The sequence below is a fragment of the Flavobacterium sp. MEB061 genome, assembly GCF_000834715.1.
Lineage (GTDB): Bacteria > Bacteroidota > Bacteroidia > Flavobacteriales > Flavobacteriaceae > Flavobacterium > Flavobacterium pectinovorum.
This window is the reverse complement of the sequence record NZ_JXQR01000036.1, coordinates 67,908-85,855: the sequence shown is the minus strand read 5'-3', so window position 1 is coordinate 85,855 and position 17,948 is coordinate 67,908. Positions and strand designations below refer to the sequence as shown.

The 17,948-nt window shown below is 32.9% G+C and carries 16 protein-coding genes; 5 read left to right on the top strand and 11 right to left on the bottom strand.

The genetic code is table 11. From position 1 onward, the window contains the following. Window positions 1-66: 66 nt before the first annotated feature. The 3 genes from sppA to RT99_RS15665 all read left to right on the top strand — a co-directional run bounded on the left by sppA (window position 67) and on the right by RT99_RS15665 (window position 5,795). Window positions 67-1,824, top strand: coding sequence for a signal peptide peptidase SppA (gene sppA, locus RT99_RS15675; RefSeq protein WP_042565703.1), 1,758 nt, complete (start codon window positions 67-69; stop codon window positions 1,822-1,824). 7 nt (window positions 1,825-1,831) lie between these two features. Next, on the top strand, window positions 1,832-2,779 hold the full coding sequence (locus RT99_RS15670) for an alpha/beta hydrolase (protein WP_042565702.1): 948 nt from the start codon (window positions 1,832-1,834) through the stop codon (window positions 2,777-2,779). A gap of 385 nt (window positions 2,780-3,164) precedes the next feature. Further along, entirely contained in the window at window positions 3,165-5,795 is a 2,631-nt protein-coding gene (locus RT99_RS15665) for an AsmA-like C-terminal region-containing protein (protein WP_042565701.1), read from the top strand. A 64-nt stretch (window positions 5,796-5,859) separates the two neighbouring features. On the opposite strand, the gene RT99_RS15660 is transcribed toward RT99_RS15665, so the two are convergent. Both RT99_RS15660 and RT99_RS15655 read right to left on the bottom strand, forming a co-directional pair. Next, entirely contained in the window at window positions 5,860-6,942 is a 1,083-nt protein-coding gene (locus RT99_RS15660) for a glycosyltransferase family 9 protein (RefSeq protein ID WP_042565700.1), read from the bottom strand. A 244-nt stretch (window positions 6,943-7,186) separates the two neighbouring features. After that, the gene (locus RT99_RS15655; RefSeq protein WP_042565699.1) at window positions 7,187-7,981 is read right to left on the bottom strand and encodes a DUF2797 domain-containing protein; all 795 of its coding nucleotides are present in this window, start codon (window positions 7,979-7,981) and stop codon (window positions 7,187-7,189) included. A 222-nt stretch (window positions 7,982-8,203) separates the two neighbouring features. On the opposite strand from RT99_RS15655, the gene RT99_RS15650 reads away from it, so the two are divergent. Then, window positions 8,204-9,727, top strand: coding sequence for a GH3 auxin-responsive promoter family protein (locus RT99_RS15650; protein WP_042565698.1), 1,524 nt, complete (start codon window positions 8,204-8,206; stop codon window positions 9,725-9,727). Window positions 9,728-9,966: 239 nt separating this feature from the next. On the opposite strand, the gene serB is transcribed toward RT99_RS15650, so the two are convergent. The 7 genes from serB to RT99_RS15615 form a co-directional block, all read right to left on the bottom strand. Beyond that, window positions 9,967-11,196, bottom strand: coding sequence for a phosphoserine phosphatase SerB (gene serB / locus RT99_RS15645; RefSeq protein WP_042565697.1), 1,230 nt, complete (start codon window positions 11,194-11,196; stop codon window positions 9,967-9,969). Window positions 11,197-11,422: 226 nt separating this feature from the next. Further along, window positions 11,423-11,869, bottom strand: coding sequence for a VOC family protein (locus RT99_RS15640; RefSeq protein ID WP_042565696.1), 447 nt, complete (start codon window positions 11,867-11,869; stop codon window positions 11,423-11,425). A gap of 48 nt (window positions 11,870-11,917) precedes the next feature. Then, complete coding sequence (locus tag RT99_RS15635) at window positions 11,918-12,355, bottom strand: SRPBCC domain-containing protein (RefSeq protein WP_042565695.1); 438 nt, start codon at window positions 12,353-12,355, stop codon at window positions 11,918-11,920. 7 nt (window positions 12,356-12,362) lie between these two features. After that, the gene (locus RT99_RS15630) at window positions 12,363-12,773 is read right to left on the bottom strand and encodes a VOC family protein (RefSeq protein ID WP_042565728.1); all 411 of its coding nucleotides are present in this window, start codon (window positions 12,771-12,773) and stop codon (window positions 12,363-12,365) included. Window positions 12,774-12,846: 73 nt separating this feature from the next. Continuing rightward, window positions 12,847-13,269 carry an SRPBCC family protein gene (locus RT99_RS15625; RefSeq protein ID WP_042565694.1) on the bottom strand — a complete coding sequence of 141 codons (423 nt, stop codon included), beginning with the start codon at window positions 13,267-13,269 and terminating at the stop codon, window positions 12,847-12,849. Window positions 13,270-13,298: 29 nt separating this feature from the next. Continuing rightward, a complete protein-coding gene (locus tag RT99_RS15620) occupies window positions 13,299-13,709 on the bottom strand; it encodes an SRPBCC domain-containing protein (protein WP_042565693.1) in 411 nt (136 codons plus the stop codon). Between the two features lie 15 nt (window positions 13,710-13,724). Beyond that, window positions 13,725-14,135: a VOC family protein gene (locus RT99_RS15615; protein ID WP_042565692.1), complete on the bottom strand. Its 411-nt coding sequence runs from the start codon at window positions 14,133-14,135 to the stop codon at window positions 13,725-13,727. Window positions 14,136-14,265: 130 nt separating this feature from the next. On the opposite strand from RT99_RS15615, the gene RT99_RS15610 reads away from it, so the two are divergent. Continuing rightward, window positions 14,266-15,231: a GlxA family transcriptional regulator gene (locus tag RT99_RS15610; protein WP_042565691.1), complete on the top strand. Its 966-nt coding sequence runs from the start codon at window positions 14,266-14,268 to the stop codon at window positions 15,229-15,231. Window positions 15,232-15,453: 222 nt separating this feature from the next. On the opposite strand, the gene clpX is transcribed toward RT99_RS15610, so the two are convergent. After that, window positions 15,454-16,686 (bottom strand): ATP-dependent Clp protease ATP-binding subunit ClpX, encoded by a 1,233-nt coding sequence (clpX, locus tag RT99_RS15605; protein ID WP_042565690.1) that lies wholly within the window; start codon window positions 16,684-16,686, stop codon window positions 15,454-15,456. A 182-nt stretch (window positions 16,687-16,868) separates the two neighbouring features. Beyond that, window positions 16,869-17,543: an ATP-dependent Clp endopeptidase proteolytic subunit ClpP gene (gene clpP, locus RT99_RS15600; RefSeq protein ID WP_026985566.1), complete on the bottom strand. Its 675-nt coding sequence runs from the start codon at window positions 17,541-17,543 to the stop codon at window positions 16,869-16,871. Window positions 17,544-17,948: the final 405 nt, after the last annotated feature.

The window sequence follows — 17,948 nt, the reverse complement described above, 5'->3', positions numbered from 1 at the left end:
GTGAATTTGTGCATTAAAATTTGTAACTTCTTACTCTTTTTTGCTACATATTAAAAAATATATTTTATGAAATTTCTAGGAAATGTAATTGCCAATGTTATTGGTATTTTTGTTTTTATCATGTTATTCTTTTTTGGGGTAATTCTTATTGGTGCTATTTTTGGAGGAGAAGACAGCGTTTCAGTCAAAGCTGATTCTGTGATAGAATTAGATTTGAAAAAAATTAATAATGACTACGCCGGAAAATATAAAGATCCCTGGGTAACGGTTTTCTCTGATAAAAAGGAAGTTGGTTTAAGCGATGTAATCAATGCTATTGAGGCTGCAAAAACAGACGACAACATTAAAGGAATTTCTATTTTAAATGATGAATCTTCGTTAGGATTGGCTCAATATAAAGATTTACGAAATGCATTGGAAAGCTTTAAAAAATCAGGAAAATTTGTTTGGGCTTATGCCAATTCATTTTCTCAAAAAGAGTATTATTTAAATTCTGTTGCCAATACTATTTATCTAAATCCTGCAGGCGATCTTGATTTTAAAGGTCTTTCATCTGAAGTGATGTTTTTTAAGGATTTTCAGGACAAATCGGGCATTCATATGGAAGTAATTCGTCACGGGAAATACAAAAGTGCTGTTGAACCGTTTTTAGAAAACAAAATGAGTGACGCCAACAGAGAACAAATAACTGCGCTTTTAAATTCTATCTGGACAAATGTATCTGAAGATATTTCGAAAAGTAGAAATATTCCCGTTGCCAAATTAAATGAAATTGCAAACGGTTTATTGGCCAGAACACCTGAAATGGCAAAAAGAGAAAATCTAGTAGATATTGTAGCTTATGAAGATGTTTATCATAATGCCATTAAAAAACAATTGAAAGTAACGGGAGACGACGATTATAATAAAATTTCGATTTTAGATTATACACAAAATAATATCACAACTGCTTTAACCAATACATCAAGTGATCAAATTGCCATTATTTATGCTCAGGGAGAAATCGAAAGTGGTGAAGGCGATGTAACCGTAATTGGCGAAGGCGCAATGCGTCGTTCTTTGCAGGAAGCGCGCAAAGATGAAGATGTAAAAGCAATCGTACTTCGAATTGACAGTCCGGGCGGAAGCGCTTTGACTTCTGATTTGATTTGGAGAGAAATTGAAATTACCAAAAAAGTAAAACCCGTTGTTGTTTCTATGGGTAATTATGCGGCTTCCGGTGGTTATTACATTGCTTGTAATGCCAATAAAATTTTTGCAGAAAAAAATACTATTACCGGTTCTATTGGAGTTTTCGGAATTCTGCCAAACTTTAGTCCGCTAGCCAATAAACTCGGAATTAATACTGAGCAAGTAAAAACACACGAAAACTCAGCAAATTACAGCCCGTTTGTTCCTGTGGATGAAAAGTTTAAAGCTTTTACATTAGAAGGAGTAGAAAAAATTTACAACACTTTTGTAACTCATGTGGCGCAAGGCCGAAAAATGACTTTTGCACAGGTAGATTCTATTGCACAAGGAAGAGTATGGTCTGGATCTCAGGCAATAAAAATTGGTTTAGTAGATAAAATCGGTGGTTTGGATGACGCTATCGCCGAAGCTGCAAGAATTTCCAAAACAAAATCATACAGTACACAAAACTATCCTGAATACGAAAAAACATTCAACGATGTATTATCTGGTTTGCCTTTTGCAAAATCTAAAGAAGCTTTTATAAAAGAAGAAATTGGTGCCGAAAACTATATGCTGATCGAACAGGTAAAAAGACTTCAAAAACAAAAAGGGGTTCAGGCAATGATGCCTTTTGGATTAAATATTAAATAATTCAACAATGAAAAAAATAGTCGCCGTTTTATTTGTTGTTTTTGTAAATTTCATAAATGCCCAAAGCAAAAGTGAAACAAAATTTACGGAAAGCAATCTTGTTTTAAAAATCAATAAAGATGAGATTTACGGAACTTTAACCACGCCGGATTTAACTAAAAAATATCCTGTTGCCTTAATTATTTCAGGTTCGGGACCAACGGACAGAAACGGAAATAATCCGATGATGAAAAACAATTCCTTAAAAATGCTGGCAGAAGCGTTGGCAAAAAACGGAATTGCATCATTACGATTTGATAAACGCGGAATTGGCGAAAGCAAAGCAGCTGCCGGTCCTGAATCAAGTTTGGTATTTGAACATTATACCGAAGATGCAAAAAGCTGGATTAATTTATTAAAACAAGACAAACGTTTCTCAAAATTAACTGTCATTGGGCATAGTGAAGGCTCGTTAATTGGAATGATTGCGGGCACAAAAGCTGATAAATTCATTTCTATTGCAGGCTCTGGAGAATCTGCAGACAAACTTATCAAAACGCAAATTGCATCTAAATCAAATAAGCAAATTGAAGAAATGACCTTTCCAATTATTGATAGTCTGAAAAACGGAAATAAAGTAAAAAAGGTTGATCCAATGCTAAATTCACTTTTCAGACCAAGCATTCAGCCTTATATAATTTCGTGGTTTAAATACGATCCTTCGGTAGAAATTAAAAAATTAAATGTTCCTATTTTAATTCTGCAGGGAAATAAGGATTTACAAGTAACAGTAAAAGATGCCGAAAATTTATCGCAGGCCAGCAAAAATTCAGAACTTTTGATAATTGAAAAAATGAATCATATCATGAAAATTATCGAAGGTGACCAACAGGAAAATTTTTCAAGCTACAGCAACGAAACCTTGCCAATTTCAGAAGAAATGGTGAATAAAATTGTTTCTTTTATTCAAAAATAAATCAACGATCTGGATACAAAAATCCGTTTGAATAACTTCAAACGGATTTTTTCTTTTTATCAAAACAATTTCTTAGCATACATAACACTAAATTCTGTTTTAATTAACTCAAAGTTAATTTCTACTTAACAGCTTTTGCGGGCTGTACCGATTATTTTAGCAAAAAATTACAGGATCAGATAAATCAGAATACATATCATAAAGTTTTAAAAATATTTAAGAATAATTTATTTTTTTTTGATAGCTTGCCCATAATCGAAATTCGATTACGGCAGGCTATTGTTTTTTATGATAAATTTGAAATATATTTTACATTAAAAGTTTATTTTTGCAAGAATAATATGTATAAATTAAGAACCCTAAAACCTCAAATCTATAATTAATTATGTTAAAGAAAATTTTAAAAATCACCGCGATTGTTTTTGTGGTCATCATTGCCGCACTATTTGCCATTCCTTATCTTTTTAAGGATCAGATCAAAGCAAAAATTACAGAAGCCATTAATGAAAGTGTAGATGCAAAAGTGAGTTTTGCTGACGCTGATTTAAGTTTGTTTAAAAACTTCCCAAATGCTACTGTTGGAATCGAGAAATTGGTTATCATCAACAAAGCTCCTTTTGAAGGCGATACTTTAGTTTCGTTAGGAGAATTGAACTTAAAGATGAGTATTAAAGAACTTTTTAAAGGAAAAGATGAACCTATGAGCATTGAGGGAATCAGTTCTACAAATGGTTTAATCAATATCATTTTTAATAAAGATGGTGTTGGAAACTTCGATATCGCTTTAAAAGATAAAAAAGACGAAACAAAAACAGACGAAGCAAGCAAACCGCTTTCTTTAAAGATCCAGAACTACAAAATCGAGAATTTTACTTTTAGATATATTGATCAGGGTTCTAAAATAAAAATGGTAATTGACAGTTTAAATCACGAAGGAACGGGAGATTTTACCAATTCTAAGCTTGATTTAACAACAAAATCTACAGCCAATGTTTCTTTGGATATGGATAAGATGAATTACATGAAAAATGTAAAACTGACTTTAGATGCTGTTTTAGGGATCGATCTGGAAAAAAGCAAATATACATTTAAAGAAAACAAAGCTTTAATCAATCAATTGCCTTTAGAATTTGACGGATTTATCCAAATGGTAGAAAAAGGTCAGATTTATGACTTGAAATTTAAAACGCCAACTTCGTCATTTACTAACTTCCTGGGCTTAATTCCTTCGGCTTATTCTTCAAGCTTAGAAGGTGTTAAAACTACCGGAGATTTTACTGTTGTTGGTTTTGCAAAAGGAGAATTAACAGATACAACTGTACCAAAATTCAATATTGCCATTGCTTCTAACAATTCTTCTTTTCAATATCCGAATCTGCCAAAATCAGTTCAGAATATTGTAATTGATACTAAAATCATCAACGAAACGGGTATTTTAAATGATACTTACGTTAATCTGGATAAACTTTCGTTTAAAATTGATCAGGATGTTTTTAGCGCTAAAGCAAATGTGAGAAACATAACTGTTAATCCGTTGGTAAAAGCGGCATTAAAAGGAACAATTAATTTGGCAAACCTTTCAAAAGCATATCCTGTAAAATTGGATAAACCTTTGGCGGGTATTTTAAAAGCTGATGTTACAACAGAATTTGATATGGCTTCTGTAGAAAAAAGTCAATATCAAAACATCAAAAATGCCGGAACTATGAGTTTATCAGGATTTAAATATACTGATGAAAACAATAAATCGATGAATATCAGTACGGCTTTGGTTGAATTTAATACGAGTACAATCAATCTGAAAAAATTTGATGCTACTACAGGAAAAAGTGATATTAGCATTAATGGAGTTTTAGAAAATTTCTATGGTTTTATGTTTAAAAAACAAGAACTAAAAGGAAATTTCAACATGAGCTCAAATCAATTAGCTGTTGATGATTTTATGACTTCCGGAGAACCTGCTAAACCTGCAACTAAAGCTGGAGCAGAAACTGAAACAAAAGCTACATCGGCAAAACCTGCTGAAGCAATGAAGATTCCTGCGTTTTTAAACTGTACTTTGAATGCAAAAGCAAATACTGTTTTGTATGACAATTTAAAATTAAAAGATGTTTCAGGAAAGTTGATTATTAAAGACGAAAAAGCACTTTTAGAGAACTTTAAAACCTCAATTTTTGGCGGAACAATTGGTTTAACCGGAGCTGTTTCGACAAAAGCAAAAGTACCAACATTTGATATGAATTTAGGTTTCAATCAGGTTGATATTGCGCAGACTTTTACACAATTAGACATGATGAAAAAAATTGCTCCTTTGGCAGGAATTATCAATGGAAAATTGAATTCGACTATCAAATTAAACGGAAATCTTGATGCAAATGAGTTAACTCCTGATTTAAAATCGCTTTCGGGAGATTTAATAGGTCAATTGCTTTCAACCACGGTAAATGCAAAAAATTCAACAGTTTTAAACTCATTGACATCAAATATTAAGTTTCTTGATATGAGTAAATTAAACCTAAATGATGTAAAAATGGCTTTGACTTTTGATGATGGAAAAGTTAACGTAAAACCATTTGACATTAAATATCAGGATATTAAAGTTACAGTTGGAGGAACACACGGTTTTGACCAAACGATGAGTTACAACTTAAAATTAGATGTTCCGGCTAAATATTTAGGAACTGAAGCAAATGCATTCCTGGCTAAATTATCTCCTGCAGATGCTGCAAAACTGGATAACATTCCTATTAATGCATTGATTACAGGTAATTTCTCAAACCCAAAAGTATCAACAGATATGAAAAGCGCTGTTAGCAGTTTAGCTTCTCAGGTTGCTAATCAGCAAAAAGAGAAATTAACTCAAAAAGGAGCATCAGCACTTTCTGATTTGATTAATAAAAACACAAAAGCAAAAGACACTACGCAAGCCGCAGCAACCGAGAAAGAAAAAAATACTCAGGAAGCTACTAAAAAAGCCAGTGACTTACTAAATGGTTTATTTAAAAAGAAAAAATAAAGGATTTAAAATAGAAAGGCCAATCGTAATGATTGGCCTTTTTTTATGCTGTACATTTTAGAATTTAAACAGCTCTTGAATATGTTTTTAATCTTCCGTTATTCAGGATGCCATTTATTATTTTAAAATAATCATTTTTCGAACAATTTTCAACTTCAACCCCAATGCTGCAATTATCGTAAGGCTCATATTTTTTAAGGTTTGAAACTGAAAATAACCCCACAGTTGGTGTTTGAACTGAACTTGCCAAATGCATCATTCCGCTATCAGCTCCTATAAATATTTCAGTATTGGCTATTAGCGAACCAATTTCTCTAATATCATTACTATAAAAAGTTGGTGCTTTAAAAGCTATTTGAGATACATTTTCTATAGGTAATATTTCAATAATATTGTAATCTGTATATTGATTTTTTAGTGAAGCATAAAAATTCTCCCACCAATCTTCAGACAAACATTTTGTTCCTGTCGCAAATGTAAATATGCAAATCGTTTTTTTAGAATTATTGCTATTTAATGTGCTTAATATCTTTTTACCTTCTGACAACTCAAAAGGAGTTAATTTAAGATCTATAGGCTCCACTATTTTATTGCTTTCCTTTAATCCTAATTTTGTTAAATAGTGTCTGAAATTATAAACAGGGTATTTTGCAATATGTTCATAATCAGATTTAGTTTGTTGACGGTCATTTTCTAAATCTCCGTAGAATTTATATTTTGCTTTAGAAAAACGTACAGCCAAACGGCCTGATGAAGAATTTTGATCGACATTTATTGCCATATCGTAAGGCTGTTTTGTTATCGAAATCCAAACTTTTATATATTCTAATAAGTTTTTAAAAGGTTTTTTGGGTAAATGAATTGTTTTGTAAACAACATCATAATTTTCAAAAATAATAGGCGCAAGTGGTCCTTTAACAAATAAATCAATTTTACAATTTGGAAATGTTTCAGCAACTTCTTTTACGAGTGGTGAGATCAATAAAAGATTTCCTAATCTTGCATTTGGTCTACAAATTAAGACTCTTTTAATTTCAGTTTTATCCACTAAAATTATTCCTGATTCGCTTTTTGGTTTTCCAATGTTCTTTGTCAGATTACGCATTAAGCCTCTTCTGAAAACATTAATTTTGTTTAAAACACCCATTTATTAAATAATTTAAAAATTATAAAACTTACTTAAATTTTAAAAAGAACCTGTTAACTTGAATTACTTCAAATCTAGTCTCTTTTTTTTTCTAAAAGTAATTTCTTTCAATAAGCAATTATTACAAAATTGTAACCAAATGTATCATTTTTCACACATGGTATCTTATTAAAATATAATTTAAAATTACAAAACTTTTTATGTAACGACAAATGAATCAGACGAATAGCTAAAAAGTATCGACCTACAAGTCGATTGTCACGACATATCCTTCGGAACCACGGACGTTAAAAACAGTACCGTCTTCAAAAATTAAATATTGCCCTTTTATACCAATAAGTTTTCCTTGAAATGAAGGTGTTTTGTCTAAATTTAAGCTTGCCACTTTTGCAGGATAATTCAAAACAGGATAGTTTAATTCGAATAAATCATTCTTTTGAGCGTAAAAATATTCTCGTGCTTCAGCCGGAATCAATTCTTCAATTTTTACTTTTTCGGCAATCAAATCAAAAACCGCAGTTGGATTTTGAAGCATTTTTCTCCAATTGGTTTTATCTGTATAATGACTTTTTAAAGCGACTTCGGTAATTCCGGCCAAATATCTGTTAGGAACCTCAACTACGGCAATTGCCTGGCTGGCTCCCTGATCAATCCATCTGGTTGGTACTTGTGTTTTGCGGGTTACGCCCACTTTTATTTCGCTTGCCACAGCCAAATACACAACATGAGGCTGCAATTGTACTTTTTGTTCGTATTCTAAATCACGATCTGCGATTCCTAAATGCGCCGTACTCAATTCCGGCCTCATAATCCAATCTCCTACAGCAGGACTTGAGTAAAAACAATCATAACAAAAACCTTGTCTGAATATCTTTTTCTTTTTACAGCAATTCAAACATTGAAAACCTGCAAAATTAATTTCAATTTCTTTATCTAATAATTGATTCATACTGAGAAAGCTATCTTCAAAAACCAAATAATACTGAATTGGATTTCCGATTTCTGTTTGCATTTTTGTAAGTACGCCTTGATATGTCATTATATTTTAGATTGTTGATTTTAGATTTTAGATTGCTTCTCTAGCGCAGAATTTTAATTTTTAAAATTCATTTTTAGTAAAAAATAGAATGTTTTTATTACAAAAAAAACAGTATTTTTGATACAACGACAAAGTTAATGTTTGTCCGGTGATATTTCAAATCTTATATTTTGACTTTTTGCAAAAAGTATAAAATCTAAAATCTAAAATCTAAAATTTCTCATGCCCTTATCAATTATCAACTCGTTCGCCTCCTGGGTTCTGAAACAAAGAATTCACCAAATAGAACTCTTTCTGAAATACCCTAATGAAGTTCAGGAAGAACTGTTGCACAATTTATTAATGGCATCTGAAAATACTGTTGTAGGAAAACAGTATGATTTTGCTTCAATCAACTCTTATCAGACTTTTGCGGAAAGAGTTCCGATTGCGAGCTATGAAGAATTACAACCTTTGATTGAACGCACACGTCAGGGCGAACAAGGCGTTTTTTGGGAAACTCCTATCAAATGGTTTGCAAAATCGAGCGGAACAACCAATGCTAAAAGCAAATTTATTCCTGTTAGTAACGAAGCTCTCGAAGATTGTCATTATAAAGGAAGTAAAGATTTGCTTTGTCTTTATTTGAATAATAATGAAGATTCTGAATTGTTTTTGGGAAAAAGTCTTCGCTTAGGCGGAAGTTCTCAGATTTACGAAAACAACAATACTTATTTTGGAGATTTATCGGCTATATTGATTGAAAACATGCCAATTTGGGCTGAATTTAGCAGTACGCCAAGTAATAAAACTTCGTTGATGAGCGAATGGGAATCTAAAATCACTGCTATTATAAATGAAACTAAAGTCGAAAATGTAACCAGTTTTGCCGGAGTTCCGTCCTGGATGCTGGTTTTAATGAATAAAGTTTTAGAGAATACCGGTAAGGAAAGTTTATTGGAAATCTGGCCAAATCTTGAGGTTTATTTTCATGGTGGCGTGAGTTTTTCTCCATACAAAGAACAATACAAAAAAATCTTGCCTAGCAAAGATTTTAAATATTACGAAATATACAATGCTTCTGAAGGCTTTTTTGCGATTCAGGATCTAAATAATTCCAGTGATTTATTGCTAATGCTGGATTACGGCATTTTCTACGAATTTATTCCGATGGATACTTTTGGGACTTCAAACCAAAAAGTTATTTGTTTGGCCGATGTAGAACTGAATAAAAATTACGCGCTCGTTATTACGACCAATTCAGGTTTATGGCGTTATTTAATTGGCGATACAGTTCGTTTTACTTCATTAAATCCGTACAGAATTAGAGTTACAGGAAGAACAAAACATCATATTAATGTTTTTGGCGAAGAATTAATGGTCGAAAATACAGATCAGGCCATTGCCAAAGCTTGTCAGATTACCCAAACTGAAGTTATAGATTATACGGTTGCTCCTATTTTTATGCAGGACAAAGAAAAAGGCGCACACGAATGGATGATCGAATTCAAGAAAAAACCGGCTGATGTTGGGCTTTTCCAGAAAGTTCTTGATGAAACTTTACAGACTTTAAACTCTGATTACGAAGCTAAACGCTACAATAATATGACGCTGAATCCTTTGGTGATTAATGTAGCCCGTGAAAACTTATTCTACGATTGGCTGAAAGAAAGAGATAAACTTGGCGGACAACATAAAATCCCGAGACTTTCGAATGAGAGAGATTATTTGGAGCAATTGAAGGAGATGTGTGTGCTTAAACACTAATTTCACGAATTTTCACGAATTGATTTGTTGCTAAAATGCAATTAAAAAACGCTAATTCCACTAAATTGCATGAGGGATAGAAGTGGAAATCCTTTTTGTCCGCCGCGGCGGACAAAAAGATTGAAACGGATAGCCCGACCCGGAGGGACATGCCCATAAAAAAACCTTAATTCTGATTTGAACTAAGGTTTTATATTTTAAGTACTATTTGTATTTTCTCCTTCGAAATAACAAAAAAACTACATCATATCAATATAACGGTCGTGATATCCTAAAAGGTATAAAACACCGTCAAGACCTAAACTTGAAATTGAATTTGAAGCACTTTCTTTTACTTTTGGTTTGGCGTGAAAAGCTATTCCCAGGCCAGCTAAATTGATCATTGGTAAATCGTTAGCCCCGTCACCTACTGCAATTGTTTGGTTGATGTGAATTCCTTCTTTAGCAGCAATAGCTGTAAGATATTCGGCTTTCTTTAAACCATCTACAATATCGCCTATATATTTACCAGTTAATTTTCCGTCTTTTATTTCTAACTGGTTGGCGTGAACGTAATCGATACCTAATTCTTTTTGCAGATATTCGCCAAAATAAGTGAATCCTCCGGATAAAATTGCGGTTTTGTAACCGTAATATTTTAAGGCTTTCATTAAACGATGCGCTCCTTTTGTTATAGGTAGATTTTCGGCTACTTTTTGTAAAACTTCTTCACTTAAACCTTCTAACAAAGCCATTCGCTGTTTGAAGCTTTCGTTAAAATCGATTTCTCCGTTCATGGCAGATTCTGTGATTGCTTTTACTTGTGCACCTACTCCGTTAAGTTCTGCTAATTCGTCTATAACTTCGGCCTGAATTAAAGTCGAATCCATATCGAAACAAACCAAACGGCGGTTTCTTCTGTAAATATTGTCTTCCTGAAAAGAAATATCGACATTTAAAGTTCTTGAAATTGCCATAAAATTGGCAGTCATTTCAATCTTATTTACTATTTCGCCGGTTACAGATAATTGTATGCAGGAACGCGGATATTCTTCTTTTTCGACAACAGAAGTTCTTCCGGTCAATCTTATAATGGAATCAATATTTAAATTTTGATCTGATAATATTTTGGTTACCGCAGCAAGCTGTGCAGCAGTTAGTTTTTCGCCCAAAACATTTATAATATAGCGTTGTCTGGATTGAGATTTAACCCAGGTTTCGTAATCATCTATAGAAATAGGAATGAATTTTACTTTAACTTCTAATTCGTAAGCTTTAAAAAGCAAATCCTTAAGCACTGGACCAGAACTTGAGCCTGCTTCTATTTCGAACAAAATCCCTAAAGACAATGTATCGTGAATATCCGCCTGGCCTATATCAAGGATAATAGCATCGTAAGCAGCTAATACCGAAGTTAATCCGGCTGTTACACCCGGTTTGTCATGCCCTGAAACTTTAAGTAAAATAATTTCTTTGTCTTCTGTTGCCATTTTATGCTTATTGATTTTCGAAGCGACAAAAATCGGCAATCTATTTATGATAAAAAAGTATATTCTTTGTTTTTTTGTAGAGAAAAAACACAAATCAACATGTAAGTTTTAAGTAATTTAACATTTAACAAAAGTTAATTGTAATGTTTTTTCCGCCACGAATTCAGGAATCATTTTTAGAGTTTTATTTGAATAAAAATTTGTGAACTCGTGGCGGATAAACTAATTATTTATTTGGTTCGTTTACATCGAAATTTACCATCCAGCCTACGCCGAATTTATCTGTGAACATTCCGAAATAAGCGCCCCAGAAAGTATTATCCATAGGCATAAAAGCATTTCCTCCTGCTGAAAGTCCGTTGAATATTCTGTCTGCTTCTTCTTTGCTTTCTACATTGATTGAAACTGAAAAGTTTCCGCCAAATGTTACATCTCCCGATTGTTCGTTACTGTCGCTTCCCATTAAAATGGTGTTTCCAATTGGCAAAGACACGTGCATTATTCTGTTAGCATCTTTTTCTGAAAATTCTGCACAGCCTCCGTCTTCGGCAGCCGGCATATCTTTAAATTTTCCGATATACGGAAATTCACCTCCAAAAACTGATTTGTAAAATAGAAATGCTTCTTCACAATTTCCATTAAATATTAAATAAGGGTTTACTGATGTTGCCATGATATTTTTGTTTTTTGTTTGTTATTATAATCTTCTATTTTCTTATCTCTATTTTTCAGAAAGTTCTTTTACTGTTTGTAATCCTTTCGGAAACGCTTCTTTAAAATAATCGATATATTTCTCTACTACGTCAACCTGAGCTACCAAATCTGTAAACTCGTCATCTTGCGTTAAACGATACGTTTCCATTGCGCCGGTCCATTTTTTCGTCTCTTCATCAATAGGCAGTTCTTTAAAGTCTTTTATTTCTCCTATATGTTTGAAAGCCATATATTCATTTGGAATTTTCTTTTCGATAATACTATTCATTCCTTCTCCGTTTGGAGACATAAAATGAATTTTATCACCTTCGTTCCAATCACTTACTGCATACGAGCCTTCGCAAAAAGCTCCTGTCCATTTTTTATAGGTTTCTTCATTCCATAAAACAGCCCAAACGGTTTCTACCGGAGCTTTAATTCTGATTTTAAATTCTAATGTTTCCATATCTAATTTATTTAGGCATTTTACTAAAATCCATATATAAGATATTCCAGCGATGACCATCTAAATCTGCGAAAGCGCTGCCATACATCCAGCCTTGGCTTTCTGCAGGCTTGCTAAAAACGTTTCCGCCGGCTTCTTTTACTTTTTCTGTGAATTGATCCACTTCTTCCTTACTTTCTGCATCAATCGAAATCAATATTTCCGAACTTGATTTTGTATCTGTCAGCTTATTTTGAGAAAAACTGGCAAACAAAGATTCTTCAAAAAGCATTACTGCAAATTTTCCTTCGCCAACAATCATACAGGTTGAGCTTGGCGTATCGTGTTTTTCATTAAAAGAGAAACCTATTTTTGAGAAAAAAGCTTTCGATTTTGCCACCTCTTTTACCGGCAAATTCAGCCAAATTTGTTTCGTCATCTTTTCTGTTTTTGTGTTTAAACGTTTTTTTGCCACGAAGGCACTAAGACACAAAGTTTTTTTATTCGTTTTCTTAGTGACTTTGCGACTTTGTGGCAACTTCTGCGTAACTTTTAAAATTATCTAAAATTGCCTGCCAGCCGCCGCGTTGCATTTCTTCGGGGTTTTGTGTCTCAGGATCAAAACTTTCCGTTACTTCTACTCCATTTGAAGTTGCTGCAAAACTAATCTCAACCTTTCTCCCATCAGCCATTACATATTCAATGGTTTTATTTTTTTCTACCAATGTATATTCGCCTTCAAAATCAAAACTCATACTGCCGTCTTTTGCGGCCATCGTCGATTTAAATTTTCCGCCTTCTCTCAAATCGTTTTCCGCATAAGGTGTATGCCAATCCGGTGAGGCGAAACTCCATTTTGTAATGTGTTCAGGTAATGTCCAGAATTTCCAAACCTTGTCTATTGATGCATTTATTGTACTTTTTACTGTTATCATTATTTTTTATTTAATAATTATAAATTGACTTACTCTTTAAAATCTTCAACGTACTTTTTAAAATTTTGAATAATTGCAGTACAAAATTGTTCTTCCATATCTGCCGAATCTTTTGTTGTGGGCTCAAATGTTTCGGTGAGCTTTACATGATCGTTACCATTTTCAAAACGAACATTTGCCGTTCTGTTATCAAAAAGTTTATACTCTATTACTGAAAACTTTTCGACATTTGTATAAACGCCTTCAAAATCAAACCCATCGCTTCCATCTTTAAGAGCCATTGTAAATTTGAATTTTCCTCCTGCTTTCAAATCATTTTCTACATAGGGTGTATGCCAGTCTGTAGAAGCATTATTCCAATTCATAATATGTTCTGGCAATGTCCACAGATCCCAAACTTTTTCTATTGAGGCATTTATTTTATTTTGAACTTGTATCATATTACTGGCTTTAATTTATACTTCGCTTGGTATTTTACTTTCATCCATATAGAAAATCTCCCAATGATGCCCGTCTATATCCAGAAAAGTACGTTGGTACATCCACCCATAATCCTTCGTTTCCACATATTCTGTTCCTCCTGATCGAATAGCTTTTTCCATTATTTCATCTACTTTTTCGCGAGTTTCAAAAGATACAGCAATAAGAACTTCGCTTGTTGTCTCTGCATTGCAAATTTCTTTGTTGGTAAATGTTGCATAAAACTCTTCAACTAAAAGCATTGCATTTATATTTTCGCCAATAATTAAACAAGTTCCTTTGTTATTTGTAAATTGTGGATTGAACGAAAAACCCAACTCAGTAAAAAATGAAATGGATCGATTTAAATCTTTTACCGGAAGATTTATGAAAATTTTTGTTGCCATGATATATAAAATTACAAATTATCAAAACAAATTTAAAGTTAAATAACAAGGCTTGCATTACAAAAAAAGTCATCTTTAGGGGCATTTAAGACAATTTTTCTATTTTTGTAATAACCATAAATGAAATACCATGACTAAGAAAACAGCTTTAATTGTACCTCACTACTATAAATTATTAAGTATAGCAGCTATTTTAGAAGTTTTTGAAACTGCTAATAAATTAAGTAATGGTCCGGAAAAGCCTTTTGAAATTATGGTTTTTCAATCGGCGGAACAAATCAAAGAAAAAATTTTATTTGGTTATGAAGTAAATTCAATCGAAGATTCTGATAAACTTTTAGATCTCATTTTAATTCCGGCTTTTACCACGGATGATATGAGTGAGATGATCGCAAAAAATAAAAATTTTATTCCGTGGCTGCAAAAACAGCATCAGGCCGGAGCCGAATTAGCCAGTTTTTGTACGGGTGCTTTTTTGTTTGCGGCTTCGGGTTTACTTAACGAAAAACTGGCAACAACACATGTCGACGCCTGCAGTGCTTTTACGAAAGCTTTTCCGTTGGTTAAATTAAAATCTGAAGAAACTTTAACGGCCGATGGAAGTTTATACACAAGCGGAGGTTCGACTTCATCTTTCCATCTATTGATTCTTTTGGTTCAGAAATATTGCGGAAACGAAATTGCTGTTCAAATCGCCAAGATTTTCTCTATTGATTTAAACCGTTACAAACAAAGTTATTTTAGTACCTTCAGACCCAATCATTTACACAACGATTCTTTAGTTGCCATGCTGCAGCAAAAAATAGAAAGCCAATATCATTCTATTGAAAAGTTGGAAGAGATTACAAAAGACATTCCAACAAGTGCCAGAAACATGACACGCCGATTTAAACAAGTAACCGGAATTCCGCCAATTGAATATTTGCAAAATATACGCGTAGAAAGTTCTAAGAAATATTTAGAACAAACGCAGCTTTCAATTTCTGAGATTATCGAAAAAACAGGTTATAATGATCCAAAAGCTTTTAGAAAAGTGTTTTTTAAAATGGTGGGCATGAAACCAATTGAATATCGAGAGAAGTTTAGGGTTCAGTAATTTTTTCAGAAGCAGAAAATTTTAAACACGAATTTCACGAATTTGCACAAATTTCAATCGTTAATTAACTTTGTGAAATTAATTTCACAAACGAATTAGTGACAATTAGTGAAATTCATGTTTGTTTTTATAATTTTCAAAAAAAAACCTGCTCAAATAAATGAACAGGTTTGATATTAATCTTTGTCAAAGTTTAAAACTTGAAAAAGCTGTATTTAGAATTTACGAAGCAATTTCCATTCTCTTCAATAAATTTTTACTTAAAGTATGTTCTGCGTAATCTTTATCAATTGTCAAAATTTTATCGTCTGAACTTGGTAATTCGTACATAGCATCTGTTAGAATTGCCTCGCATAACGAACGCAATCCACGAGCACCTAATTTGTATTCTAAAGCTTTATCAACAATAAAATCTAAGGCTTCATCAGAAATACTGAATTCTACTTCGTCCATCATAAACAATTTTTGATATTGTTTGATTAATGCATTTTTTGGCTGTGTTAAGATCGCGCGCAAAGTTTCTCTGTCAAGAGGATCCATGTGTGTTAAAACTGGTAAACGACCAATAATCTCCGGAATCAAACCAAAATCTTTAATGTCTTTTGGAATAATATATTGTAACAAATTGTCTTTGTCGATATTGTCTACATTTTTAGAAGTAGAATATCCAACTGCCTGACGGTTTAAACGTTTTGAAATAATTCGTTCTACTCCATCAAAAGCTCCACCTGCAATAAACAGGATGTTTTGGGTATTTACCTCAACAAATTTCTGGTCCGGGTGTTTACGTCCTCCTTTTGGTGGCACGTTTACAACTGTTCCTTCTAATAATTTCAATAATGCCTGTTGAACTCCTTCTCCAGAAACGTCACGTGTTATAGATGGATTATCGCTTTTACGGGCGATTTTATCAATTTCATCAATAAATACGATTCCTCTTTCTGCTTTGGTTACATCATAATCAGCAGCTTGAAGTAAACGTGTCAAAATACTTTCAACATCTTCACCCACATAACCTGCTTCTGTAAGTACTGTCGCATCTACGATTGCCAAAGGAACGTCTAACATTTTTGCGATAGTTTTTGCTACCAATGTTTTTCCTGTTCCGGTTTGACCAACCATAATGATGTTACTTTTTTCAATCTCTACTTCGTCGTCTAATTGCTGTTGCATTAAACGTTTGTAGTGATTGTAAACAGCAACTGACATTACTTTTTTAGTCTGATCCTGTCCAATAACATATTGATCTAAGAAAGCTCTGATCTCTTTTGGTTTCTTTAAAATTAAGTCACCAACAAGTTTCGCACTTCCGCTTGATTTTAATTCTTCTATTACAATTCCGTGTGCCTGTTCAATACACTTATCACAAATGTGTGCATTAATACCTGCAATCAATAAATTGGTTTCTGGCTTTTTTCTTCCACAAAACGAACATTCTAATACTACTTTAGCCATTCTTTTTTTATTACTAAGCTGCAAAGTTACTAAGTTTCTGAGAGTTTTCAATAAAACCTTTAAAACTTAGTAACTTATTAACTTATATTTTTGTTTCAAGTTTTAAAAAGGTTTCAAATTTCAGGTTTCAAGTTGCTATTGTTAACTTGAAACCTGAAACTTGAAACATAATAAACTAATTTTTAGCTTCTTCTTAAAACTTCATCAATCATTCCGTATTCTTTTGCTTCGTCAGCTTTCATCCAATAATCGCGCTCACTGTCTTTGTGCACTTTATCAAAAGTTTGTCCTGAATGTTGAGAGATAATATGATATAATTCATCTTTTAGTTTCAACATTTCGCGTAAGTTGATTTCCATATCTGTTGCAACACCTTGTGCTCCTCCAGATGGCTGGTGAATCATTACTCTTGAATGTGGTAAAGCCGAACGTTTTCCTGCTGCTCCTGCACATAATAATACAGCTCCCATTGAGGCTGCCATACCTGTACAAATTGTCGCTACATCTGGTTTGATGTATTGCATAGTGTCATAAATTCCTAAACCTGCGTAAACGCTTCCTCCTGGAGAATTTAGATAAATTTGAATATCTTTTGAAGCATCGGCACTTTCTAAGAATAATAATTGTGCCTGAACGATATTTGCGATTTGATCGTCGATACCAGTTCCTAAAAAGATAATTCTGTCCATCATTAATCTTGAAAACACGTCTAATTGAGAAACGTTCAACTGGCGCTCTTCGATAATGTATGGAGTCATGTTTGTTGGGTTCATTGCCGCTACGATTTTATCGTAGTACATTGCGTTTACTCCCTGGTGCTTTGTAGCAAATTTTTTAAATTCTTTACCGTAGTTCATATTTTATGTGTCTAAGTTTTACTTAATTTTTGGTATTATATTTTTATTTCCCACAAAGGTCATACCCTTTTATAAAGAATGTCAATATGTCTTATTTTTTAAAATTTGTTTCAGGTTTCAGGTTTCAGGTTTCAGGTTTCAGGTTTATTGGATCAACACTAAAATATTGTGGAGAAACATTAAAAATTTTACATTCCATAATTATTTTTTAACGCAGAGAACGCAAAGTTTTTTCGCTGAGTTCACTAAGATTTGAGTTGTGTTTACACAATCTAAGCCCGCAAAGCTTTGTGTTTCAATAAACTTAGCATAATTAAAAAGCTTGTGCTCTCCGTGATACTTTTTTCTCTCTCCACCCTTTTTCGCAATCCTTCGGTTTATTGAAGTTCACAAATTTTAAACTTG